25 protein-coding genes and 1 tRNA gene are annotated in these 21,302 nt (G+C 46.4%); 14 read left to right on the forward strand and 12 right to left on the reverse strand.

The window, feature by feature from the left end:
- Positions 1-372 precede the first annotated feature (372 nt).
- The 4 genes from XMD564_RS03980 to XMD564_RS03995 all read right to left on the reverse strand — a co-directional run bounded on the left by XMD564_RS03980 (position 373) and on the right by XMD564_RS03995 (position 1,973).
- On the reverse strand, positions 373-756 hold the full coding sequence (locus XMD564_RS03980) for a hypothetical protein (protein ID WP_173507856.1): 384 nt from the start codon (positions 754-756) through the stop codon (positions 373-375).
- Positions 757-812: 56 nt separating this feature from the next.
- Positions 813-998, reverse strand: a complete 186-nt coding sequence (locus XMD564_RS03985) for a hypothetical protein (RefSeq protein ID WP_173507857.1) — start codon at positions 996-998, stop codon at positions 813-815.
- A gap of 19 nt (positions 999-1,017) precedes the next feature.
- Entirely contained in the window at positions 1,018-1,380 is a 363-nt protein-coding gene (locus XMD564_RS03990; protein ID WP_217364267.1) for a hypothetical protein, read from the reverse strand.
- 182 nt (positions 1,381-1,562) lie between these two features.
- Positions 1,563-1,973 carry a hypothetical protein gene (locus XMD564_RS03995; RefSeq protein ID WP_173507859.1) on the reverse strand — a complete coding sequence of 137 codons (411 nt, stop codon included), beginning with the start codon at positions 1,971-1,973 and terminating at the stop codon, positions 1,563-1,565.
- A 374-nt stretch (positions 1,974-2,347) separates the two neighbouring features.
- Between XMD564_RS03995 and XMD564_RS04000 the strand changes: the two genes are divergently transcribed.
- The 5 genes from XMD564_RS04000 to XMD564_RS04020 all read left to right on the forward strand — a co-directional run bounded on the left by XMD564_RS04000 (position 2,348) and on the right by XMD564_RS04020 (position 8,792).
- Complete coding sequence (locus XMD564_RS04000) at positions 2,348-2,908, forward strand: hypothetical protein (protein ID WP_173507860.1); 561 nt, start codon at positions 2,348-2,350, stop codon at positions 2,906-2,908.
- 8 nt (positions 2,909-2,916) lie between these two features.
- Positions 2,917-3,393: a hypothetical protein gene (locus XMD564_RS04005; RefSeq protein WP_173507861.1), complete on the forward strand. Its 477-nt coding sequence runs from the start codon at positions 2,917-2,919 to the stop codon at positions 3,391-3,393.
- Positions 3,390-3,836, forward strand: a complete 447-nt coding sequence (locus tag XMD564_RS04010) for a hypothetical protein (protein ID WP_173507862.1) — start codon at positions 3,390-3,392, stop codon at positions 3,834-3,836. Before XMD564_RS04005 ends, XMD564_RS04010 begins: the two co-directional genes overlap by 4 nt.
- A gap of 219 nt (positions 3,837-4,055) precedes the next feature.
- Entirely contained in the window at positions 4,056-6,182 is a 2,127-nt protein-coding gene (locus tag XMD564_RS04015) for a site-specific DNA-methyltransferase (protein ID WP_173507863.1), read from the forward strand.
- Between the two features lie 3 nt (positions 6,183-6,185).
- Positions 6,186-8,792: a DEAD/DEAH box helicase gene (locus tag XMD564_RS04020; RefSeq protein ID WP_173507864.1), complete on the forward strand. Its 2,607-nt coding sequence runs from the start codon at positions 6,186-6,188 to the stop codon at positions 8,790-8,792.
- 358 nt (positions 8,793-9,150) lie between these two features.
- On the opposite strand, the gene XMD564_RS04025 is transcribed toward XMD564_RS04020, so the two are convergent.
- From XMD564_RS04025 to XMD564_RS04040, 4 genes are all read right to left on the reverse strand, one after another.
- Positions 9,151-9,226: transfer RNA gene (locus tag XMD564_RS04025), tRNA-Phe, on the reverse strand.
- A 67-nt stretch (positions 9,227-9,293) separates the two neighbouring features.
- A complete protein-coding gene (locus XMD564_RS04030) occupies positions 9,294-9,563 on the reverse strand; it encodes an oxidative damage protection protein (RefSeq protein ID WP_173481822.1) in 270 nt (89 codons plus the stop codon).
- A complete protein-coding gene (gene mutY / locus XMD564_RS04035; protein ID WP_173482646.1) occupies positions 9,564-10,616 on the reverse strand; it encodes an A/G-specific adenine glycosylase in 1,053 nt (350 codons plus the stop codon).
- Between the two features lie 12 nt (positions 10,617-10,628).
- Positions 10,629-12,185 (reverse strand): AsmA family protein, encoded by a 1,557-nt coding sequence (locus XMD564_RS04040; RefSeq protein WP_173507865.1) that lies wholly within the window; start codon positions 12,183-12,185, stop codon positions 10,629-10,631.
- Between the two features lie 123 nt (positions 12,186-12,308).
- On the opposite strand from XMD564_RS04040, the gene hisB reads away from it, so the two are divergent.
- From hisB to cysZ, 9 genes are read left to right on the forward strand one after another with little or no spacing between them, the layout of a single operon-like run.
- Positions 12,309-12,902, forward strand: coding sequence for an imidazoleglycerol-phosphate dehydratase HisB (gene hisB / locus XMD564_RS04045; RefSeq protein ID WP_173481825.1), 594 nt, complete (start codon positions 12,309-12,311; stop codon positions 12,900-12,902).
- A gap of 3 nt (positions 12,903-12,905) precedes the next feature.
- On the forward strand, positions 12,906-13,556 hold the full coding sequence (gene hisH, locus XMD564_RS04050; protein ID WP_173507866.1) for an imidazole glycerol phosphate synthase subunit HisH: 651 nt from the start codon (positions 12,906-12,908) through the stop codon (positions 13,554-13,556).
- Positions 13,557-13,582: 26 nt separating this feature from the next.
- On the forward strand, positions 13,583-14,323 hold the full coding sequence (hisA, locus tag XMD564_RS04055; protein WP_173481827.1) for a 1-(5-phosphoribosyl)-5-[(5-phosphoribosylamino)methylideneamino]imidazole-4-carboxamide isomerase: 741 nt from the start codon (positions 13,583-13,585) through the stop codon (positions 14,321-14,323).
- Positions 14,324-14,333: 10 nt separating this feature from the next.
- The gene (gene hisF, locus XMD564_RS04060) at positions 14,334-15,107 is read left to right on the forward strand and encodes an imidazole glycerol phosphate synthase subunit HisF (protein ID WP_173481828.1); all 774 of its coding nucleotides are present in this window, start codon (positions 14,334-14,336) and stop codon (positions 15,105-15,107) included.
- Positions 15,108-15,129: 22 nt separating this feature from the next.
- On the forward strand, positions 15,130-15,732 hold the full coding sequence (locus tag XMD564_RS04065) for a DUF416 family protein (RefSeq protein WP_173494594.1): 603 nt from the start codon (positions 15,130-15,132) through the stop codon (positions 15,730-15,732).
- A complete protein-coding gene (locus XMD564_RS04070) occupies positions 15,732-16,004 on the forward strand; it encodes a hypothetical protein (RefSeq protein ID WP_173507867.1) in 273 nt (90 codons plus the stop codon). Before XMD564_RS04065 ends, XMD564_RS04070 begins: the two co-directional genes overlap by 1 nt.
- Positions 16,001-16,432, forward strand: coding sequence for a hypothetical protein (locus XMD564_RS04075; RefSeq protein ID WP_173482640.1), 432 nt, complete (start codon positions 16,001-16,003; stop codon positions 16,430-16,432). Before XMD564_RS04070 ends, XMD564_RS04075 begins: the two co-directional genes overlap by 4 nt.
- 10 nt (positions 16,433-16,442) lie before the next feature.
- Complete coding sequence (locus XMD564_RS04080) at positions 16,443-16,673, forward strand: hypothetical protein (protein ID WP_173481832.1); 231 nt, start codon at positions 16,443-16,445, stop codon at positions 16,671-16,673.
- A 6-nt stretch (positions 16,674-16,679) separates the two neighbouring features.
- Positions 16,680-17,438 carry a sulfate transporter CysZ gene (cysZ, locus tag XMD564_RS04085; protein ID WP_173481833.1) on the forward strand — a complete coding sequence of 253 codons (759 nt, stop codon included), beginning with the start codon at positions 16,680-16,682 and terminating at the stop codon, positions 17,436-17,438.
- Between the two features lie 6 nt (positions 17,439-17,444).
- On the opposite strand, the gene phoR is transcribed toward cysZ, so the two are convergent.
- The 4 genes from phoR to phoU all read right to left on the reverse strand — a co-directional run bounded on the left by phoR (position 17,445) and on the right by phoU (position 21,193).
- Positions 17,445-18,731 carry a phosphate regulon sensor histidine kinase PhoR gene (phoR, locus tag XMD564_RS04090; protein WP_173506159.1) on the reverse strand — a complete coding sequence of 429 codons (1,287 nt, stop codon included), beginning with the start codon at positions 18,729-18,731 and terminating at the stop codon, positions 17,445-17,447.
- Between the two features lie 9 nt (positions 18,732-18,740).
- Positions 18,741-19,436 (reverse strand): phosphate regulon transcriptional regulator PhoB, encoded by a 696-nt coding sequence (gene phoB / locus XMD564_RS04095; RefSeq protein ID WP_173481835.1) that lies wholly within the window; start codon positions 19,434-19,436, stop codon positions 18,741-18,743.
- A 71-nt stretch (positions 19,437-19,507) separates the two neighbouring features.
- Complete coding sequence (ubiA, locus tag XMD564_RS04100) at positions 19,508-20,368, reverse strand: 4-hydroxybenzoate octaprenyltransferase (RefSeq protein WP_371731468.1); 861 nt, start codon at positions 20,366-20,368, stop codon at positions 19,508-19,510.
- Between the two features lie 105 nt (positions 20,369-20,473).
- Complete coding sequence (gene phoU, locus XMD564_RS04105) at positions 20,474-21,193, reverse strand: phosphate signaling complex protein PhoU (RefSeq protein WP_173481836.1); 720 nt, start codon at positions 21,191-21,193, stop codon at positions 20,474-20,476.
- Positions 21,194-21,302 lie beyond the last annotated feature (109 nt).

Genomic DNA, 21,302 nt, shown 5'->3' on the forward strand with positions numbered 1-21,302 from the left:
CGCACATTAATCCAGTGCATCTAATAAGTTACTCAAGTGTACTGCGTCTGCTATACCTGGCTAAGAGGGGCAGTTATAGCTACTTTTCAGGCCACCTAGCAAGGCGTTAATGTCAGCTTTGGGTCGTGAATTGCCACTCAACCCAAACTTAAAGCGGACGGATTTAGTGTCGCTAGGTATTTGATTATCCATCCGCCCACTGTCCGAGGCACCTAATTACAAGAACTCTCGAACATGAGCTCATCTGTACTTTCTTGTACGTCAAAACACGTTCTGTGTAGAGGTTTGTATGTAAAGGTTCTTGGATGGATACGTGAGAGCTAGGTGTATGGTCGTGTAGGTAATTCAGGAGGAGTGGTTTGGGATCGATTATTAGTATTTATCCCACCAAAACCAAACCACAGACATCATCCAGAAGTTCGAATAAAACACGACGGTAATAAATACAGACTGATAAACCCAAAGAAAGAATTTATTCCATACACTAGTAGTCCAGAGATTAGATAGCTTAAAAGCTCGCCAAAGCGCTATAGCGTCAAAAGTAATCGTCAAAATTAGTGTGGAAATAATGATCGCTTTTGGGCTTGATTCCATTTCATCACCAAACATAGGTAGCTGAAGAAAGGAGTGCATTACAGAAGCTACAAAAAAGAATACTGCAAACAAAGAGTTGATCACTAGCATGTTAAATATGCCTGATGATTGCTTGTGATGAGTTTGGCCCCAGGCATCATTATGTTCAATTTTCACTTGCATCTTACCTCATTGGATCCGCAAAACTGCGATTTAAAAAATCACGCATGAATTCGTTTTCAATTTTCATCCTCTTCTTCTTTACCCTGAGAGCCGAAGCCATGACCTCTGTAATGAAGCGTAGGCCCCTTTTTACCCTTAACTGGTTTCAGATCAGCTTCATCTATTGTGATCTCATCTTGAGATTCCATCCCTTCTATTGCTCGCTTCTGAACAGCCTCCCAGAGGTCTTTCGAAATTGCCATTTGTATAACCTTTCCTGTGTTAAAGTCCGAGACGTGCTTTGAGTATGTCTTGCATCACGTCCTTGTCGAGGTTGTGACGCTGACCCTCAAGCACATACAAATTACTATCACCGATTATCTCAGTATATGTAGCCAGTAATGCAGGATCGTAAAGCTCGTCTTCCGTTCCAACGAAGATTGCAGTGCGCTCGGGCAAGTTGATTCGTCTCTCTTTGACTGCATTACTTACTCGAACCGTAGCTGGAGGACGTGAGTAGTACATACGGTCTTTAGCCATAGCTTTACCTAGTACAGGTGACAGAAGCACTACCTGTTCTAAGTCGTGTTCGTAGTCGATAAGGGACAGAAGGGTAAGGTAGGCACCATAAGAGTTAGCTATCAATGTGCCGGTTCCATGGTTGGCTATAGCTCTTCTTATCTCAGCTATCTGTTCATCAACATCTTGTCTAAGGAATGGAACACTTACAGACACGCCTGAATAACTTGGTACTAGAGTGCTGATATACCCACCCAGTCCCTTAGTATGGTCACCACCTCTGCCAGTAATGTATAGCACTTTATCTGTCACTCGGAGGCTCCACTGGATAGGTGATTCTCATAATCCTTAACAATCTTGTTGTAGCTAGCTTTAAGCGCATCCTGAACAAAGGGGGCAGTGTCGTGAAACCCTCCAGACTTCCACCAGTCTTCATGTAGCTGAGCTACTGCCTCAGATACCTCTAGCTCTTTAGTGGTTGCATTTGGCCAAATACCATACCAATTGGATGTTATGAGGGCACTGAACTCTTCCCAATAGACGAACTCTGGGTTTTTTTCTATGTGCTCCATGGTGCTGATGGAGAAAGGGTATCCTCGTTCTAACACTCGCATCAGGCGATCTGGCTGATCCAAATATTCAAACCAGTCAGTTACGGCTAGTTTCTCTTTCCACTCATCTAAGTGTACTTGGCAGTATTCTTTTCTTGGTATCTGCATTGCTGTTTAGTAAGGGTTTGATTGTGAGCAAAAAATGCTAACGAATGAAGTTATGTGGTAGGTTAAAAATAATACATACAAATCCAGATGTGTCTACTTATGACGACCTACAACTACACTATAGTCATCAGCACAGATCAGCTTTCTAAACTATTGAGTCACCTTGGCGATCTAATGAGCTCCGAAGCAATACATCCAATCACCTCCAATGAACTTTTACGTAAAGTAATTGATGGTTACACGCGAGATAAAAATCATTATCGGTTCACCTTTTCAGATCTCGAATACTCCATCGTGGCTGGTGCAATAGGACGCTTAGAAATGTATGAACAACTTGAGTCACACGACTTAACCAGCACCTCTTCTTTTTGCAGATGATTAAAGTAATAACGCCTGAACTGATCACTGCATTGCATGAGGGATTTAGGCTTGGGCCAAAAAGCGAACATGGTCCTGCACATTGGATGCGTGTGCGTAAAAATGGTCTGTTGCTTGCTGAGCTTACAGGAGCCAATACAAGAGTCGTGGAGCTGTTCTCTATATTCCATGACTCATGCAGGGTAAGTGAGTATGACGACCCTGAGCATGGCCCTAGAGGGGCAGAGTTGGCATTTATGTATTTCCGCAGAGGTATGCTTAATTGCAACGAAGACGAGATAGAACTTCTTTCAAGAGCTTGTGTAGGACATACCCATGAGCATTCCAATCCTGATATCACAATATCAACCTGCTGGGACGCAGATCGTCTGGACCTACCTAGATGTGGTATTACAGTTGATCCACAGCGACTGGCAACTTTAGAAGCCAGACATCCCGACATTATTTACGAAGCAGAACAGAGAGCTTTAAGCTGGCGCAATCGAATTAACAAGTCAATGTGGGCAGATGATGACTGGGAACTGTCTAAACCGCGAAGTGTCAAACACAACTATTAGAGGCAGTAATGACGAATCAACATAATAATCAGAGACTGACATACTTCTTCGCATGGATCGTTTGGACGGTGATTACGTTAACTCTTTATCCGTTAACAATGATGAGTGCTAGAAGCATGGCAAGTAACTTTGACCTGCTAAATCTTGAAGACACTGAGCGGGGTTGGATTTTCTATGGAGTCAGAGCCATTGTTGCAGTTAGCTCGCTGGTTTTAGGCTGGCTTATTAGTTACCGACTAATCTTCCGGAAGCTAGACCCATCAAAGATGCTCATCTGGATGTACTTACTAGGGTCGATATTTGCAGTGTGGATTGGCTTCAGTGTGATCTTCTTTTGGGACTTACAAATGCTGAAGTATGGATATGGCTCTTTAGACACAGAGGTCTTCATTGCGTCGTTAATCGTCACAATGTGTTCTGTCATGCTAATCATCAGACATCTTGCACTGAAGGCTTCGCTTAAATCCATCGGAGATTACTCGTGAGGCTATTAAGTGATTTGCTGTTGCGTTATCTATTCGCGGTCATTGCTATCGCACTTTACGGCACACTTATCTTCATCTCAGGCGTTGATGCAGTTATTCCTCGAATGGCTATGTCACTCTTCCACACTGGTTCAGTAATACTTTTTATACTGGTGGTCTATGTGCCTGTTTGCTGGCTGATGTTCTCTGTCATTTCAGTATGGTTCAAGCCAATTTGGCTAGAGATTGGGTTGTCGTTGATTATTCCTTTAATGGCTTACTTTGTGATACCTGCTATTTATGAATATTTCTACCCACCTAATTACGATGTGTGGGATACAGGATCAATGGATGAGTATGCAGATCGGAGAAAGCTAATGCGGTTTATTGATTACTTGGGTTCTACGGTTATTGCAGCATTGATAGCGTTATTTATTCTGCAGTTAAGATCTAGAAAGAAATGAGCAAATTAAACTTTTTAGCTAATTATTTGTGTTCTCCGATCATCTATCACACTGGCAAACTGATCAAGAATTTACGGTGCTTTCATGTACAAGTGCGTATTAAGATAATGCAGAGTTGTTATGTGATAAGGTGTTACATGAACATCCATCTAACAGAAATATAAGCGATAATCATCCTATCTTTGTATCGACACAACTATATGTTTTCACGGGTAATAAATGTCTCGACTTACTGATTTAATAGCACAGACTAAGGCTAAAGACCCACAGCTTGGACAAGACCTTGAAAGAGAGTTCAAGACATTGTCCTCACGGCTATCATTTGGATTGAACTTCGAGCGTCATAGGCCTGAAATTGTAGATTTACCTCTGCGCCCAATCCGCAAAGGCGATAAGGTGCGCGTTTTGCCAGAGCGCAGATCAAACGAAACTGGGGATCCGCGACTTTGGCTAGTCAAGTCAATCAGCGACAATGGAACAGATAAGTTTGCTGAACTGGAATTGGTTTACCACAAAGAACTAGAAAATAAGAGCGTACGACTAAATGACTTAGTTGTAGTTGCAGAATTTAGGGATGTGATCTACCCAGGCTTAATTAGCACTGGTGAGGTCAAGCGCTGCAATGACAAACCTTACCAAACAGTCATCAACGGCGAGAACTACCATGCCCTTAAAGCCCTCACATATACTCATAGAGGAAAAATTGACGCCATCTACATAGATCCCCCCTACAATTCTGGTGCGAGGGATTGGAAATATAATAATGATTACGTTGAAGTCGACGATAACTATAGACACAGCAAATGGCTGGCCATGTTGGAGCGAAGACTTTTAGTTGCAAAGGAACTTTTAAATCCTCATAACTCAGTTTTAATTGTGACAATAGATGAGAAAGAGTATCTCCGTTTGGGTTTACTTCTTGAGCAGACATTTGAAAATGGAAGAGTCGAAATGGTTTCTTCTGTGATTAATCCAAAAGGGACCGGTCGCTCAGGAGACTTTGCAAGAACAAATGAATTTTTATTTTTTGTAAGATTTGGATCTGCAAAGGTAGGAGGGCGCCCTAACGAAGAAAACTTGGGTCAAGAGGTCGCTTGGGAGACAATGAGGCGCCGAAATCTTGCCTCTGTAAGGGGTAGAAAAGGTAAAGGCGCTTGTGGACCAAACCAGTTTTATCCAATATTTGTAGATGAAGTTACAGGAGCAATCACTGGGCGTGGAGAATGCATTCCCCCTAGTGTTTCTCGTCACAGTGTAGACTCACCAATTGGTACCGTAGCTGTTTTTCCGGTAAGAAAAGATGGTACAGAAATGAACTGGGAATACACTGCTCAAGCTTTCGATGAATGGTGGCCGCAAGGCTATATTCGGGCAAACGGGAAAAAAGAAGAACCGCAGAGCTACATAATTCAGCACCTTCCGAACAAAGCAAGAAACGAAATAAAGAGTGGTGTGCTGAGAATAGATTCACGCAGAGATGATGGTGCAGTAATTGCTCGATACGCTGAAGCTAGTACAAAAACTGTGACTACCCAGTGGGATTTTACTTCTCATAGCGCTGAGCATGGTGGCACTGGAATCTTAAAAGCATTGATCCCAAATAGGCGCTTTCCGTTTCCAAAATCCCTTTACGCAGTTGAAGATGCACTGCGCCTTTTCGTTGCCGACAAACCAAATGCGGTCATTCTAGATTTCTTTTCAGGTTCTGGTACGACGGCACACGCAGTTATGCGATTGAATCACCAAGATGATGGTCGCAGGCAATGTATTTCCATCACTAATAACGAAGTTGCTGCTGATGAGAAAAAATCACTAACCTCAAAAGGTTTTCGTCAAGGCGATGAGGAATGGGAAAAAATTGGCATTTGTGAATTTATTACCAAGCCTCGTGTTAAAGCGGCAATTACAGGCAAAACTCCAGATGGAAACCCCGTCAAAGGTAATTATAAATTTACAGATGAATTCCCAATATGCGATGGCTTTGAAGAAAATGCTGAGTTTTTTAACTTAACATATGAGTCCTCGATCTCTGTTAGCTACAACTTTGCCTTTGCTCGCATAGCTCCTATTTTATGGATGCGTGCAGGTTGCCGTGGAAAGCGAATCGATGTGCTACCGGATAAGGGATGGGAAGTGGTGGAAGCCTATGGTTTATTGGTAGAGCTAGATAGCGCCACTCCTTTTGTTAAGGCGCTAAATGAAGTTGATGGCGTTGAGCTAGCATATATCGTTACCGACGATGACCGACGTTTTCAGTCTATAGCTAAGCGTTTACCTGCTGAAGTAGAGCCAGTCCGTCTATATGAATCGTACTTATCTAATTTTAGCTTTACTAACGAGGATTAAGCTATGAAATTTACACTCAAGGACTATCAGTCTGAAGCGGTTCTCGATTCTCTAGACAATCTACGCAAGGCTAAAAAGCGCTGGCATGAAGATGCTGACCATTATGCTTTCTCTCTCACTGCTGTAACTGGAGCTGGCAAAACCGTCATGGCTGCTGCAGTGTTTGAGGCACTTTTTCACGGTGACGATAATTTTGATTTTGATGCTGACCCTGGGGCAGTAGTAATCTGGTTCAGTGACGACCCGTCACTAAATGAACAGACGCGATTCCGTCTGATGGAAGCTAGCGACCGTATTCGGCACACAGACATGGTGGTGGTTGAGAACAGCTTCAACCGTGCCAAGTTTGAAGCTAAGAAAATTTATTTCCTAAACACTCAGAAGTTAGGCAAGAAAAGTCTACTTGTTCGTGGTCATGAACCAGAAGAAGGCGAGGCTGGGATGTTCCCCGAAACCCGCCCTGATATGCGGGCCTTTACTATCTGGGATACGATCCGTAATACGGTCGAAGACCCTGAACTGACACTATATCTTGTTCTTGATGAAGCCCATCGAGGAATGGGAAATCCTAATGCCGCAGCCCAAAACGCTCGCACTACAATAGTTCAGCGTTTAATCAATGGTACCGGGGTTATACCAAGCATTCCTATAGTATGGGGTATTTCAGCAACTGTAGAGCGCTTCAAGATTGCGATGGAAGGTGCAGAAAAGCGAATCACGCTTCCTGATGTGACAGTTGATGCTATGAAAGTTCAGGAATCAGGTCTGATCAAAGACACCATTCTTATCGACATCCCAGATGAAAGTTCTGGTGACTTTGACACTGTGTTGGTACGAAGAGGTGCATCAAAATTAAAGAACATTACAGATGCCTGGTCGGAATATATTAAACAACAGGGTGGTGATATTTCTGTAATCCCTCTAATGGTTTTGCAAGTACCTAATAAACCAGACCCGAATGAAATCGGTCGTGCACTAGATACCATTTATAAACAATTTCCAGAACTTCCAAGCGGCTCAGTTGCTCATGTATTCGGAGACCATACAACGCAGCGGTTTGGTAATCGAGATGTACCCTACATTCAGCCTGAGAAAGTTCAGGATTCAACATGGGTGAGAATTCTTTTGGCCAAAGATGCAATAAGCACAGGCTGGGACAGCCCTCGCGCGGAAGTCATGGTGTCATTTCGCCCGGCAAAGGACAGAACTAATATTACGCAGTTGCTAGGTCGTATGGTGAGATCTCCACTGGCTAGACGGGTAGCTGGTGATGAGCGATTAAATTCTGTTGAGTGTTTGTTGCCCAAGTTCGATACGAAAACGGTAGATCAGGTAGTTGAATCATTGACGACCGGAGATGCTACTGTAGCACCGACTTCAGGCCGTGTATTAATTAACCCTGTCGAGATGGTGCCGAATCCAGAGATTGCAGATGATATCTGGAAAGCCTTTGAGGATCTACCATCCCAAAGCCGTCCGAAGCGAGGGGCGAAACCAGCCAAGAGATTAACTGCTTTGGCGCATGAGCTAGCAGCGGATAATATTTTGGAAAGAGCGGGTAGACGCGCTCATGCTTCACTTCACGAAGTATTAGATCAGTTTCAAGCCAACCATAGCGCAAAGATTGAAGAGAAGTGCCGATCAATTTTGACTGTGGATGGCAAAACAGTCGTGGCAAATATGAAAGGCCAATCGAAAACCTTTGAACAGTTCTGGGAAGACGCAGATATGGCGGTGATCGACAATGCATACCGTCGTGCTGCAAGGATCATAAGTCCGGATATTGCTCGAACATATGTTGATTACCTCGCCTACAAGGAAGCCACGCCAGAAGATCCTGACGAGTTCGAAGAATCTCTTATGAACGGCAGAGTCGCAATAGCTGCAATGGGGTTGTTGAGTGAGCTTCAAGCCGTTGTAGACTCTGAGTCTGATAAGTTGTCCAAAGCATGGTTCGCAGAGTTTCGCGATGCAATTAAAGCCCTACCAGACGACCGGCGAGATGCTTACCGCGAACTTCAGGAACTAAGTAATGACCCACAAGATGTCGATATGGAGCGCCCAGTCGCTCGGTACGAGGCGACCAAAGTGCGTCAGGGTGATGTGGAAATGGCAATCCCTACCTACAAGTCTCACATGCTGTGTGATCACAATGGCGATTTCCCTAGTGAGCTTAACGGTCCAGAAGAAAGCGTGGTCTCGACGGAGAGTGGACGCGATGGATTCGTTTGCTGGTATCGTAATCCACAACAGCCCGGGCAGTCTTCGCTGGGCATAGCGTATCAGGCAGGTGACGAGTACAAGATCATGCGTCCTGACTTTTTATTTTTTAGTAAATCAGCTGAGGGTGAAGTGGTAACAGACATCGTTGATCCGCACGGAGCATACCTTGGTGATGCGCTAGCTAAGCTAAGAGGGTTAGCTAAATATGCCGAGGACCATCAGAAACAGTATCGCAGAGTGATCTCCGTTGACAAAATTAACGGAAGGTTCTTGGCTCTTAACCTGAAAGATCAGTGTGTACGAGAGGCGATAGCTGAGGCCGACGCTGAAGATCCTGATGCTGTGAAGAAGCTTTACACCGGACCACTAGGTCAAACCTATGAGTAAATTGTTCTACATTGCTAAAAGTAAGTACTCAATAGAACAGTGCTTAGTCAGCTCAGGTTGGACATTGGGACAATAATACCGGGTATTTTGTATTCAAAGGTCTTTAATCCCAAGGCTTAAAATTACTAGTTTTGAACCAAACTCGCACAAAATGTGCACTTCACATCTAACAAATTTTAGAGGCGTCTATGTTTTGCGCACCTAGTTTTCTATGAGTGCAGAGGAGTAGGGCGGGATAAAGTCCTCAGAAGTCCAGTTAAACCTTCTAAAAACTAATCGTAAAAACGGTATTATTTACGGTATCAGAAACAAAAAAGCCATGTAATCATTTGATTTACATGGCTTATTCGTAATGAGATGGTGCCTCGAGGCGGAATCGAACCACCGACACGAGGATTTTCAATCCTCTGCTCTACCAACTGAGCTATCGAGGCAACTCATTGGAGGCGCGTATTAAACCGAGATCTGCTTTGGGTGTCAACAGTCTGATTTAAAAAATCTTTATTTAGTGGGAACGTAACCTTCGGCTTTCTCGAAATCTTCACCAGCGAAGAACTTTTGCATCTCGCCTTGTAAAAATTTGCGTGATTCGGCGTCCATCATGTTGAGGTGCTTTTCATTGATCAACATGGTTTGGTGATCGGTCCACTCTTGCCATGCTTTTTTAGAGATGTTGTCGAACACATCTTGGCCGATTGGGCCGGGGTAGGGTGCGCGCTCTAGGCCTTCTAGTTCTTCTTGGTACTTACGACAAAATACGGTGCGTGACATTTAACTCTCCTTGTGTGCGGCGCTGAGTGTTTGAATCAGTGTTTTAACGGGCGCCGCTAAGCCAACTTCGCTGGGTTGTACGCTGTTATACCAGAGTGTGGTTCGCTCTTCCATGACGTGTTCGACTTGTAGGTCGTCTGCATTGATGACGACGGGTGTGATCTCTAGGTGGTAGTGCGAGAAGGTGTGTCTAAACGGCTCTAGGATCTCTAGGTTGTTTTGATCAACTGCCCAGTTTTTCTCTATGTCCCGTAGGTCTGTGACTTCCGGAAAACTCCACAGTCCACCCCATATGCCTGCCGCGGGCCGTTGTTCGAGAAGGAACTTCTCACCCTCTTTTATCAACAACATAAAGGTCTGTTTTGTGGGCTTATCTTTTTTGGGTTTTGATCCAGGAAAATCTGTAACGCGATCTGCTTTTAGAGCTGCACAGCCGGCGCTGATTGGGCAGTCTGCACAACGGGGTTTGGAGCGAGTGCAGAGTGTCGCTCCAAGATCCATCATCGCTTGGGTGTAGTCTGCATTACGGCTATTCGGGGTCAATGATTCTGCATGCTCCCAAAGTCTTTTAGCGACTTGGGTATTGCCGGGCCAACCTTCGACAGCAAAGTACCGTGCTAAGACGCGTTTTACATTGCCATCCAGAATGGCTGCTTTGGTGCCATAAGCAATGGAACTCACTGCGGCGGCGGTTGATCGTCCAACGCCGGGAAGTTGCTCGAGCAGATGAGGATCTTGCGGGAAGTTACCGTTAAACTCATTAACAACCATGTTGGCGGCTTTGTGCAGGTTTCTGGCGCGGGCGTAGTAACCCAGACCGGTCCAGTGATGCAAAACTTCATCAATTTGTGCTTTGGCTAAGGCTTCGACTGTAGGGAAGCGCTCCATAAAGGCGTTGTAGTAAGGAATCACAGTCGCTACTTGGGTCTGCTGCAACATAATTTCAGAGATCCAAGTGTTGTAGGCGTTTTTATTCTGTTGCCAGGGGAGGTGTTTGCGACCGTGTTGATCAAACCATTTCAACAGGGTCGCAGAGAAGTGACTGTTATCCATTCGGTCTCTTTACTAATTACCGAACAGCCCCTTAATCAGAGATCCGGCGTCTTGGCTTTTCAGCTGTTCGCCCAATTTATCTTTAAGAGAGTCTTGTAGCTTCTCTTTGGCTTGCTGTTCGAGTGCTTCTTTTTTCTTGTCGATCTCTGCTTGTAGCTTCTCACCCGCTACTTTCTTCAGCATGTCACCAACAAAACGGGTATCCAGTTTGCAGAGTTTAACAGGGTCGGTATCGAATGTGCCTCTGCAATTGACGGGGATACGAGTGCCACGCAGTGCTGGATTGATGCCACAGCTCTTCTGGAATAGATCCTCTTTAATGGTAAGCCCCAGCGTGTAATCCAGTGACTGTTTGGGCAGGTTAACGGTCCCGTTGGCATCTAAGTTGGCGGCATCGACACTAGCTAGCAGTTCAGGATTGGTTACAACGCCATTTTTAATAATGAAATCGCTGCTCAAGTTAGCAATCGGGGTGGTTTTATCGACCTGATCAGGATTGAAACCAAGCGAGGTGATGTTCTCGACCTTTTGGCAAAGCTCCTGTGCCATGTCGATCCCTTTGATTACCCCTTCATCAGCGGTCAGTGTCATTTTGCCATTAAGGTTTTCGATGAATGATTTAACGGATGTTCCTTTAGTGCTCAGCGTTCCTGCTAGGTCGACCTTGGCCGAGAGTATGGGATCTTCCATAGCAAGTACCATCAGTTGTTCAGCGGCAATGTCTTTAAAGATCGGATTGACCGTTAAGGTTGGCACTTTGTTATTGGCTCGAATTTCGGCAGTGGCATTTAAAGAGCCACCAAAAGCTTTAGCATCTAACTGATCGACGGTCAGCACGCCCCCTTTGGTTTTGGCGCTGAGTTTTATGTCAGAAATGGTCTGCTTTTTGAGGATAAGGGTGTCGAGCGATAGCTGGTAGGTAGAGTTATCAGCAATGGGTAGTGATATCTCGATTGGATCTGTTGGCCAGCCTTTTTCGGAAGAACTACTATTTGCTTCAGTGTCGCTTGAGGGTAGGTAGCGATCCAGATCTATGCGGTCCCCTGCTAAATTCACTTGCATGGCAAGGCTGTTCAGATCGACGGTTGTTGACCCTTTAAAGCGGCTTTCATCAAATTGTAGATCGATGTTGGAGAGAGTCAGAATCTGCTTCTCGGTATCGAATTGCAGAGCTGTTGTCAGATCGATGGCTAGATCGAGGTTGCCCTGGTCTTGATTGGGCATAGAGAGCATCAGCCCTTTGATTTGAATGCTGTCCGCTTCAATTTTGCCGCCCAACAGTGCTGAGATACTAATAACGGCTCGTGCGTTTTCGAGGGTGGCCTGTTGTTTAGAGTCGTTCGTTTGTGCAGAGATATCGCTCAGCTCCACCGCAAGCGTAGGGTAGAGCGACCAGCCGATCGGGCCATTTATTGCCAGTTCAATGCCAGCTTTTTCTTTGGCTTGCTGCTCGATTTCGGCTTTGTATTCGTTGGGATCAAACAGGTAGGCCATGTAGCCTGCCAGTGCACCAACCATTAAAACAGCCAGCAAAAGTAGAGCGACGATTATTCGAATAGCGACTTTCATAGTGTTTTCCAAATTAGGGATTTACATTCAGTGTAGTCGAAAATTAAAAAAAGCCAGTTAACCTGCCGTTTCCAGCGCGATTTCGCTATACTTGCGCTTTGCGCATGACTAGCGGAGAGAAACATGGCTGCACGCACAGCAAACGTATCACGCGATACGCTAGAAACTCAGATCAGTGTTGAGATCAATTTGGACGGTACCGGCGAGTTTAAAGCCGATACTGGCGTCCCTTTTCTTGAGCACATGATGGACCAAATTTCGCGTCACGGCTTGATTGATATCAACGTCAAAGCGAATGGCGATACACACATCGATGATCACCACACAGTCGAAGATATCGGCATTACACTGGGCCAAGCGTTTAAGCAGGCAGTTGGTGATAAAAAAGGCATTCGTCGTTACGGCCACGCTTACGTGCCACTTGATGAGGCTTTGTCTCGTGTTGTAATCGACTTTTCGGGTCGTCCAGGTCTAGAGATGCACGTCGATTTCGTGCGTGGTTCTGTGGGTGGTTTTGATGTCGATCTGTTTGGCGAGTTCTTCCACGGTTTTGTGAATCACGCTGGCGTCACGCTGCACATTGACAACCTGCGCGGTAAGAATACTCACCACCAAGCGGAGACTGTTTTCAAAGCCTTTGGCCGTGCTCTGCGTATGGCATTGGAGTTTGACGATCGTGCTGCCGGCATGATGCCTTCAACTAAAGGGTGTCTATAAGTTATGAGCACGATTGCCGTTATTGATTACGGTATGGGTAACCTGCACTCGGTTGCCAAAGCGCTTGAACTGGTTTCCAACGACGGCACTCAGGTCGTGTTGACGGCTGACCCACAGAAGGTGCGCGATGCGGATCGTGTCCTTCTGCCCGGTGTTGGCGCTATTCGCGATTGTGTCGCGGAGATGCGCCGTCTTGGTGTGGATCAAGAGGTCAGTGAAGCGATCAGTTCTGGAAAGCCCTTCCTAGGTATCTGCGTGGGTTACCAAGCACTGACTAACTTCTCTGAAGAGAATGGCGGCGTTGAGTGTTTAGGCGAGTTTGAGGGCCGTGTTAACTTCTTTGGTAAAGATCTGAAAGACGGCAACGGCGAAAAGCTCAAAGTGCCACATATGGGTTGGAATCAGGTTCAGCAGAGTATTGATCACCCACTTTGGCAGGGCATTGAAGACGACACACGTTTCTACTTTGTGCACAGCTACTACGTTAAGTTGGCGGAGCAATCACTGGTTGCCGGTACCGCAAATTACGGTGTCGACTTTGATGTGGCTTTGGCTAAGGACAATGTCTTTGCTACGCAGTTCCACCCAGAGAAGAGCTCGAAAGCGGGCCTTCAGCTTCTAAAGAATTTTGTAAATTGGAACGGCCAAGTTTAAGTCGTTCACCCATAGGAAAAGCTTCAATGTTAATTATCCCTGCGATTGATCTTAAAGATGGTAAATGTGTGCGCCTGCGTCAGGGCCGTATGGATGACTCAACCGTATTCTCTGACAACCCCGTTGATATGGCGGCTAAGTGGGTGGATGCAGGGTGTCGACGTTTGCACCTTGTCGATTTGAATGGCGCGTTCGCAGGCGAGCCAGTCAATGGCGGTATTGTTCGTGAGATCGCTAAAGCCTACCCAGATCTACCGATTCAGATTGGTGGCGGTATCCGTTCTGCAGAGACCATTGAAGCCTACCTAGATGCTGGCGTCTCTTACGTAATTATCGGTACGAAAGCAGTTAAAGAGCCTGAGTTTGTTACCGAGATGTGTAAAGCCTTCCCAGGCAACATCATTGTGGGTCTTGATGCACAAGATGGACGCGTTGCGATTGATGGTTGGGCGGAAGTGACGGACGTCATGGCGGTTGATCTGGCTAAGCGTTTCCGTGATGACGGCGTCTCTTCAATTGTTTACACCGATATCGCTCGTGACGGCATGATGCAGGGCGTTAACGTAGAGGCGACCGTTGATCTAGCGGTACAGGGCGGTATTCCTGTTGTTGCTTCAGGTGGTGTCACAAACATCGACGATATCCGTGCATTGGCGGAAGTGGCTGACCAAGGCATTTTGGGTGCGATTACTGGCCGAGCGATTTACGAAGGTACACTCGATGTGGCTGAAGCACAGGCTCTTAGCGATCAGTTGACGGCTAAGTAAGGATAGATAGATGGCACTAGCGAAGCGCATTATCCCTTGTCTGGACGTCGAGAACGGACGCGTCGTTAAAGGCGTTAAGTTCCTCGATATTCGTGATGCTGGTGATCCAGTTGAGGTCGCCCGTCGATACGACGAACAGGGGGCTGATGAGATCACCTTTTTGGATATCACAGCCAGTCATGAAGGTCGCGACACGATGGTGCATACGGTTGAGCGTATGGCGTCGCAAGTGTTTATCCCGTTGACGGTTGGCGGTGGTGTTCGTACCTGTGATGATATTCGTACGCTGTTAAATGCTGGCGCTGATAAGGTCTCTATTAATACGGCGGCCGTATTTAATCCCGAGTTTGTCAAAGAGGCAGCGGATCGTTTTGGTAGCCAATGTATTGTCGTGGCGATTGATGCAAAACGTGTCTCTGCGCCAGATGAAGAGGGCCGCTGGGAGATCTTCACCCACGGTGGCCGTAAGCCTACCGGCCTAGACGCTGTTGAATGGGCGCAAAAGATGGAAGAGCTTGGTGCAGGTGAGATTCTACTGACCTCCATGGACCAAGACGGTGTGAAAAGTGGTTACGATCTAGGCGTGACGCGCGCTGTGTCTGAAGCGGTGACCATTCCTGTCATCGCATCTGGGGGCGTCGGTAACCTAGATCACTTGGTTGATGGCTGTATTGAGGGCAAAGCCGACGCAGTGCTGGCCGCCTCTATTTTCCACTTTAACGAATACACAGTACCCGAAGCGAAAGCGTATATGCGCGAGCGCGGTATTGAAGTACGTCTTTAATCAACGGCAAAGGTAGGCATCGATGCTAGATCCCAATGAACTAGAAACTGAGATTCGTAACCTTGAGCACTGGCAGCAGGTTGCCTTCTCTGCTGCGCTGACCGAGCGTATGTTCAATAACTTCGCGCTGTTCTCCAAGTTGATGGAGTTTGGCGATTTAGATCGCATGCGCACAGTGCTTGATGGCGTATGGGGTGAACTGGCTCAAAACGGCAGCAAGCTAAACTACGACGTTCAGCTTGGCCATGTTGACGATAACCTGGTGGATCTCGATGAGTTCGACACCTTTGGTGCTATTCCTGCCCGAGATGCCATGCTGGCGCTCTACTCAACGCTGATGTGTAAGCTAGAGAAAGAGGCGAGCGACGCGGTTGCGGTATCGAACCTCTCTTACGAAACCGTATCGGCTTACATTGAGTTTGCAGAAGCGGACGATCAGATGTCTGATGAAGAGCTGATCCGCATGATCAACTCACACGATATGATGCTGGATGAAGATGCGTTTCAGAGCGAAGTTCTGGAACAGCTAAACGGCGCTAAACAGAATGCTGCAACCATTACAGCCCTGCGTGAGCTTGGTGAAAACCAAGGCATCTCAAACATAGGGATCAGCGACGAAGAGTAATGCTTAGACTGGGTCTTATTCTTCTGATTGTTCCAAGCCTCGCACTGATGGGGGCTTACATGTACGAGCAGCACTTGATCGAGAGCTGCACGGCGATCGGTGGATTCTTCGACTATGCTCTCTCAGAGTGTGATCCACAGACAGAACAACCTTTTATTCCTTTTATGGTGCGTTACCCACTGTTGGTGAACGGCGGCATGCTGTTGAGTGTGTTGGGTCTGCTGTTAACCATCGTTGGCCTCTATAAACCCAATAAGCGAGACGTTGCGTGATTAAAAAGATCATCTGGGCTCTAATTTTAATGTCAGGCATTGGTTTCTATCTTTGGGTAGAGTTTGCCGGTGATGATTGGCTCGAAGCGTTCAATTCAGAGCGACAACAGGCGGCTGCCGAGTTTTTTGCTAAGGGTGAAGAGCAGGGTAGGGTAAAAACGGACGCAGCTTGTTTTGATGATGCCATTGGCCAGATTGCTGAGTGCTTAAGCATCTCCTGTACCGTAGATGCAGGCCAGTATCTGCGTGGTTGTTGGGGCGTTGCCGAACGTGCAGAGAGCTTCTGTGATGGGGTGCCAGAGTTCCAAGAAGAGAAGACCGAAGAGGAGAAAGAGTGGGCCCGTTTTGCCTGCTACGATCTGAACAGTCGCGGCGATGGCTGCCGTCTTCTGATGCGTCAAAAGCAGCAGCACTGCGCAACACAATAAGGACAATTGAATGAACTACTATTTAGCAGCGATGGAGCCCTTCCTATTCTGGGGTGGCTTGGGCATCTACATCATCTCTCTGGCCATGTATGGAACTCGCAGTGGCGATTGGAAAGCGATCATTCGCTTTTGGGAGCCGCTACTCAAACTTAACCCAACCGAGTTTCGTATCAACCGCATCGGTCTGAGCGGCATGATTCTGGCGGTTGTGATTCGAGTCTACCTAAACTTCCTAGCGTAATTCACCATGCGCACGAACTCGCCTTTCTCAGGGTTGGCCTATCTAGGCCGCGGTTTCAAAATGCTGTCGGAGCCCGGTCTTCGCGCCTTTGTATTGGTACCTTTGCTGATCAATACAGTCATCTTTGTTGGGGCGATCTATCTTCTGGTGACCAACTTCTCTGCTTGGGTTGATGCTCTAATCGCGCTCTGGTTACCTGATTGGGGTTGGTTGGATTATCTGATCTACTTCTTATGGCCTATCTTCGCACTGGTCTTGGTGCTGATGGTCTATTACGGCTTCTCGGTTGTTGCGAACTTTATAGCCGCGCCATTCAACGGTATCCTTTCAGAACGGGTTGAGCAGCGTCTGCGAGGCGATGCGATCAGCAATGAACTCAGCCTATTGCAGATGATTCCCGGCACCCTCGCGCGTGAGTTAGCTAAGTTGGCGTACTTTATTCCAAGGGTTTTGCTCTTGTTGATTCTAGGCTTTATACCGCTCATCAACCTAGCGACCCCAGTGCTTTGGTTCATCTTCAGTGCGTGGATGATGGCGATTCAGTACATCGACTACCCGATGGATAATAACGGTCTGACTTTCAAGCGAATGAAGGGGTTATTGAAAGAGCGCCGTTGGTCTGCGTTAAGTCTAGGCTCGGTGATTCAGCTTGGTATGTTGGTGCCGCTATTGAATCTGATTTTGATGCCGGCGGCCGTGATTGGTGCGACGATCTTTTGGGTGGAAGAGTATGAAGCTGATGGTGAGCAGGGGCGTTTAAAGTAAGCGCTGCTAAATCTTAACCACTCGACTTTCAGGGAAGGTCACACTAAATCGGCTGCCTTCACCCGGTTTACTAGTAACTCCCAACTTAGCATTGTGCCGAACCAACACGTGTTTCACTATGGCCAGTCCAAGTCCTGTACCACCACTGTCGCGGGATCGCCCTTCATCCACTCTGTAGAAGCGTTCAGTGATTCTTGGAATGTGCTCTGCTGGTATACCGACACCGGTATCGGTCACCGAAAACAGTACACTGGTGTCGACGGATTTCAGTTTTATATCAATTACTCCGTTAGCCGGAGTATATCGGACCGCATTGAACACGAGGTTGGATAGAGCGCTGCGTACCTCGCCCTCATTACCAAGAATCTCAAAGCCTTGGTCCATTTCGAGTGAGATTTGATGCTGTTTTGGCCCTGACACCTCTTTTGCTTCTTCTGTGATCCTTTCTAGCATTTCTCTAATGAAAATGGGCTTTCGGCTCTTATTTTCTGAGCTGGTTTCCAAGCGAGAAAGGGTTAGAAGGTCAGCAATCAGAGCAGCCATACGACTGCTCTGAGACTGCATAGAGTGGATCGCTTTTTGTATTGGTTTGGGCAGCTCTTGCTCTTGTAATGTCTCCAGATACCCATGAATAACTGTGATTGGAGTTCTCAGTTCGTGTGACGCATTGGCTAAGAAGGTATGACGCATAAGGCCAATTTTTTCGCTCTCAGAGATATCCCTAACAATGAGAACTTTGTCACCTTCACCAAAGGATTCTACACGGTACTCAAGCACTCTTTTCTGGTCTGCTGAGTCTGCTTTGAATGAAGCGATATGAGACGATTGAGAGTAAAATTCTAAGAAATTAGGTTCAGAAAAGACCTCCTGTACCCTTTTATGTTTCTGCTCAATGGTTATCTCTAATATCTCTTCAGCGGCATTATTCCACCACTCAATATTGTCTTGATTATCAATGATGACGATGGCGTCTTTCATGGCAGAGGTGGCTGCTTGAAACTGATCCATATCGGCATGGATCTCATCGTATTCTGCTTCCGTCTTATTCCGATAGTTGGCTATCGAGCGAACAATACGCCCCTGTTCAAAGGGTAATTTAGGATCTGGCGAGCTGAGATTTTGGTCTAGCCAAGTGACTAACTTTGCGTTCAGCAGCGAACTCAATATCGACCAAAGCAAAGAGCCAAATAATGCACCCAGTATTAGGTTGTGACTTGTAAAAAAACCGAGAACTGCACCAGCAAGAGTAAAGCTGAGAAGGCCAAGTAGTTGGCGTGCTATCGATTCGGTCACAAATCTATCCTAGAGTTTGGTTGAAAAACGGTATCCTGTACCACGAACTGTTTGGATTAAATTACCAAGGTCTGGCCCTAGTGCTTTGCGAAGACGTCGAATGTGCACATCCACTGTTCGCTCCTCCACATAGACATTCCCGCCCCAAACCATATCTAATAATTGGCCCCGGGAATAGGCTCTATCTTGATGTGTCATAAACAGATGAAGCAGTTTGAACTCTGTTGGACCTAGATTGAGCGACTGGCCGGAAGCATCCGAAACCCGATGTGAGACTGGATCTAAAATAATCCCACCGATTGAGATGGCGCCCTCATCACTCTCGGGAAGGCTTCTTCTAAGAACCGCTTTTAAGCGAGCGATCAGCTCTTTGGGTGAAAAAGGCTTAGTAATGTAATCATCTATACCCGCTTCAAGGCCCTGAATTTTATTGTCTTCATCAGCTTTCGCCGTCAGCATGATGATCGGTAGGTCTTTGGTGGTAGGGTCGCTGCGAAGGCGTTTGGCTAGCTCTATTCCGCTGGTACCAGGCATCATCCAATCGAGCAGCATCATGTCAGGCTTTTCATCAATGACCATGGCATGGGCTGTTTTTGCATCACAGGCCTCTAGTGTCTCAAAGCCGGCGAGCTCTAGTGCCATTACAATCATTTCACGAATAGCGGATTCATCATCAACGATCAGTATGCGTCTGGAACGACTCATGGTAACTCTCTCATCTGTTTCATTGACCTCATTAAATGATGCTTTCGTTACAAAAAGATGACAATGACGTTTTACAGTGCGTAATCAGCAGCTAATCCCACCAAAACAACTAGTTCAGCATAGTGATTATTTAAAAATGCTTTGAAACAGGGCATGCGTTCACGATCTTTTATCAGCCAGTGCTGGTAGATAAAGAACCCTACAGCACCTATCAGTCCAAGATAGAAATAGATTCCAAGGGATTCCAGTATTCCAATCCAAACCAGTACAGCAAGAGCAGCAATCTGTAGGCCGGCTATAGCCATGCGATCGTATTGGCCAAAAAATACAGCTGTCGATTTGATGCCTATCTTTAAATCATCATCCCGATCGACCATGGCGTACATGGTGTCATAAGCGACCGTCCATAAAATTTTAGCAAGGAAGACTAACCAGCCGACTAATGGCACTTCGCCTAAGGTTGCAGCAAAGGCCATCGGAATTCCCCAACCAAACGCCATACCCAAAACGACTTGGGGGAAGTGGGTGTAGCGCTTCATAAAGGGGTAGCTGAAGGCTAATAACAGAGCGATGGGCGATAGCAAGATCGCGGCTTTGTTCGTGAATAGCACTAAGATAAACGCGATCAGCATTAATCCGACGAACAAGCCAATGGCTTCTTTGCTAGTAATGCGGCCCGTTGGTAGCGGCCTTTCGGAGGTGCGTTTTACATGGCCATCCACTTTGCGGTCTGCAAAGTCGTTAATGACGCAGCCGGCTGAACGAGTCACCCATACCCCAAAGGTAAAGATAAACAGTAGATCCCAACTGGGTAAGCCACCTGCGGCGATCCATAAAGCCCAGAGAGTTGGCCATAACAAGAGATAGGTGCCAATCGGTTTGTCTGCTCGCATCAATTGCCATGCGGCATGGAGTTTATCTGCAGTGATCACAAGTGACTCAAGTATCTTTAAATTAAGGTGGTAGTATGAAGTGAGGGAGTGCTTAAAACAACAAAGCCACCTGAAGGTGGCTTTGTTAGAAGCAGAGTCGCAAGCTTACTCTCGAACGATCTTTTTGATCTCTTTAGTCTTCATGTGACGAACATCGGTACCGCTGACTTGGTAGATGACTTGCTCAGCCAAATTGCAGGCATGGTCACCGATTCGTTCTAGTGCACGAAGGATCCAGATTATATTTAGCACACCACTGATAGAGCGTGAGTCTTCCATCATGAAAGTGATTAAAGCTCGCATGGTCGACTGGTATTCACGATCAACATGTTTATCACTCTTGACCACTTTGTACGCTAATTCGATGTCACGATTTTCAAAAGCGATTAATACTGAGTTGAGCATGTCTGTGACCATCTCACCAATGTGGCTGACCTCATGAAGACTTTTGCTACTCGATTCATTATTTGACAGATCGATGGCCTGTTTGGCAACGCGAGAGGCTTCATCTCCGATACGCTCCAGATCAACAATGGCACGGTTGATTGACAGAACCAGCCTTAAATCAACGGCTGCTGGCTGGCGAAGCGCAATGATCTGTTCACACGCTTTATCTATCTGATTTTCGAAGCGATTGGTCTCTCGATCCAGCTCACGAGTTGATTCAGCCAGTGAGATATCTTGATTGAGCAGTGCATGCAAAGAGTCAGTGACTTGCTGCTTAACGGTTCTGCCCATCTCTAAAAATTCGGAACGAAGCCTCTCAAGCTCTTCGTTGAACTTATTTGATGTGTGTTGCGAATAGATCTCGCCACTGTCGCGCATTACAAACCCTCTTTTTAGGTCAACTAGGTCTAATTACCTTTAGTATTTCAAAAGAATGTTAGAGATTTGTGACAGTTTCGTGTCGATTTGGTTAAAGGAAAATATATCT

It is taken from the genome of Marinobacterium sp. xm-d-564 (assembly GCF_013283345.1).
Lineage (GTDB): Bacteria > Pseudomonadota > Gammaproteobacteria > Pseudomonadales > Balneatricaceae > Marinobacterium_E.

Coding starts and splice junctions, on each gene's coding strand:
- XMD564_RS03980 (WP_173507856.1), bottom strand. CDS start 756: ATGCAAGTGAAAATTGAACATAATGATGCCTGGGGCCAAACTCATCAC.
- XMD564_RS03985 (WP_173507857.1), bottom strand. CDS start 998: ATGGCAATTTCGAAAGACCTCTGGGAGGCTGTTCAGAAGCGAGCAATA.
- XMD564_RS03995 (WP_173507859.1), bottom strand. CDS start 1,973: ATGCAGATACCAAGAAAAGAATACTGCCAAGTACACTTAGATGAGTGG.
- XMD564_RS04000 (WP_173507860.1), top strand. CDS start 2,348: ATGATTAAAGTAATAACGCCTGAACTGATCACTGCATTGCATGAGGGA.
- XMD564_RS04005 (WP_173507861.1), top strand. CDS start 2,917: ATGACGAATCAACATAATAATCAGAGACTGACATACTTCTTCGCATGG.
- XMD564_RS04015 (WP_173507863.1), top strand. CDS start 4,056: ATGTCTCGACTTACTGATTTAATAGCACAGACTAAGGCTAAAGACCCA.
- XMD564_RS04020 (WP_173507864.1), top strand. CDS start 6,186: ATGAAATTTACACTCAAGGACTATCAGTCTGAAGCGGTTCTCGATTCT.
- XMD564_RS04030 (WP_173481822.1), bottom strand. CDS start 9,563: ATGTCACGCACCGTATTTTGTCGTAAGTACCAAGAAGAACTAGAAGGC.
- mutY (WP_173482646.1), bottom strand. CDS start 10,616: ATGGATAACAGTCACTTCTCTGCGACCCTGTTGAAATGGTTTGATCAA.
- XMD564_RS04040 (WP_173507865.1), bottom strand. CDS start 12,185: ATGAAAGTCGCTATTCGAATAATCGTCGCTCTACTTTTGCTGGCTGTT.
- hisB (WP_173481825.1), top strand. CDS start 12,309: ATGGCTGCACGCACAGCAAACGTATCACGCGATACGCTAGAAACTCAG.
- hisH (WP_173507866.1), top strand. CDS start 12,906: ATGAGCACGATTGCCGTTATTGATTACGGTATGGGTAACCTGCACTCG.
- hisA (WP_173481827.1), top strand. CDS start 13,583: ATGTTAATTATCCCTGCGATTGATCTTAAAGATGGTAAATGTGTGCGC.
- hisF (WP_173481828.1), top strand. CDS start 14,334: ATGGCACTAGCGAAGCGCATTATCCCTTGTCTGGACGTCGAGAACGGA.
- XMD564_RS04065 (WP_173494594.1), top strand. CDS start 15,130: ATGCTAGATCCCAATGAACTAGAAACTGAGATTCGTAACCTTGAGCAC.
- XMD564_RS04070 (WP_173507867.1), top strand. CDS start 15,732: ATGCTTAGACTGGGTCTTATTCTTCTGATTGTTCCAAGCCTCGCACTG.
- XMD564_RS04080 (WP_173481832.1), top strand. CDS start 16,443: ATGAACTACTATTTAGCAGCGATGGAGCCCTTCCTATTCTGGGGTGGC.
- cysZ (WP_173481833.1), top strand. CDS start 16,680: ATGCGCACGAACTCGCCTTTCTCAGGGTTGGCCTATCTAGGCCGCGGT.
- phoB (WP_173481835.1), bottom strand. CDS start 19,436: ATGAGTCGTTCCAGACGCATACTGATCGTTGATGATGAATCCGCTATT.
- phoU (WP_173481836.1), bottom strand. CDS start 21,193: ATGCGCGACAGTGGCGAGATCTATTCGCAACACACATCAAATAAGTTC.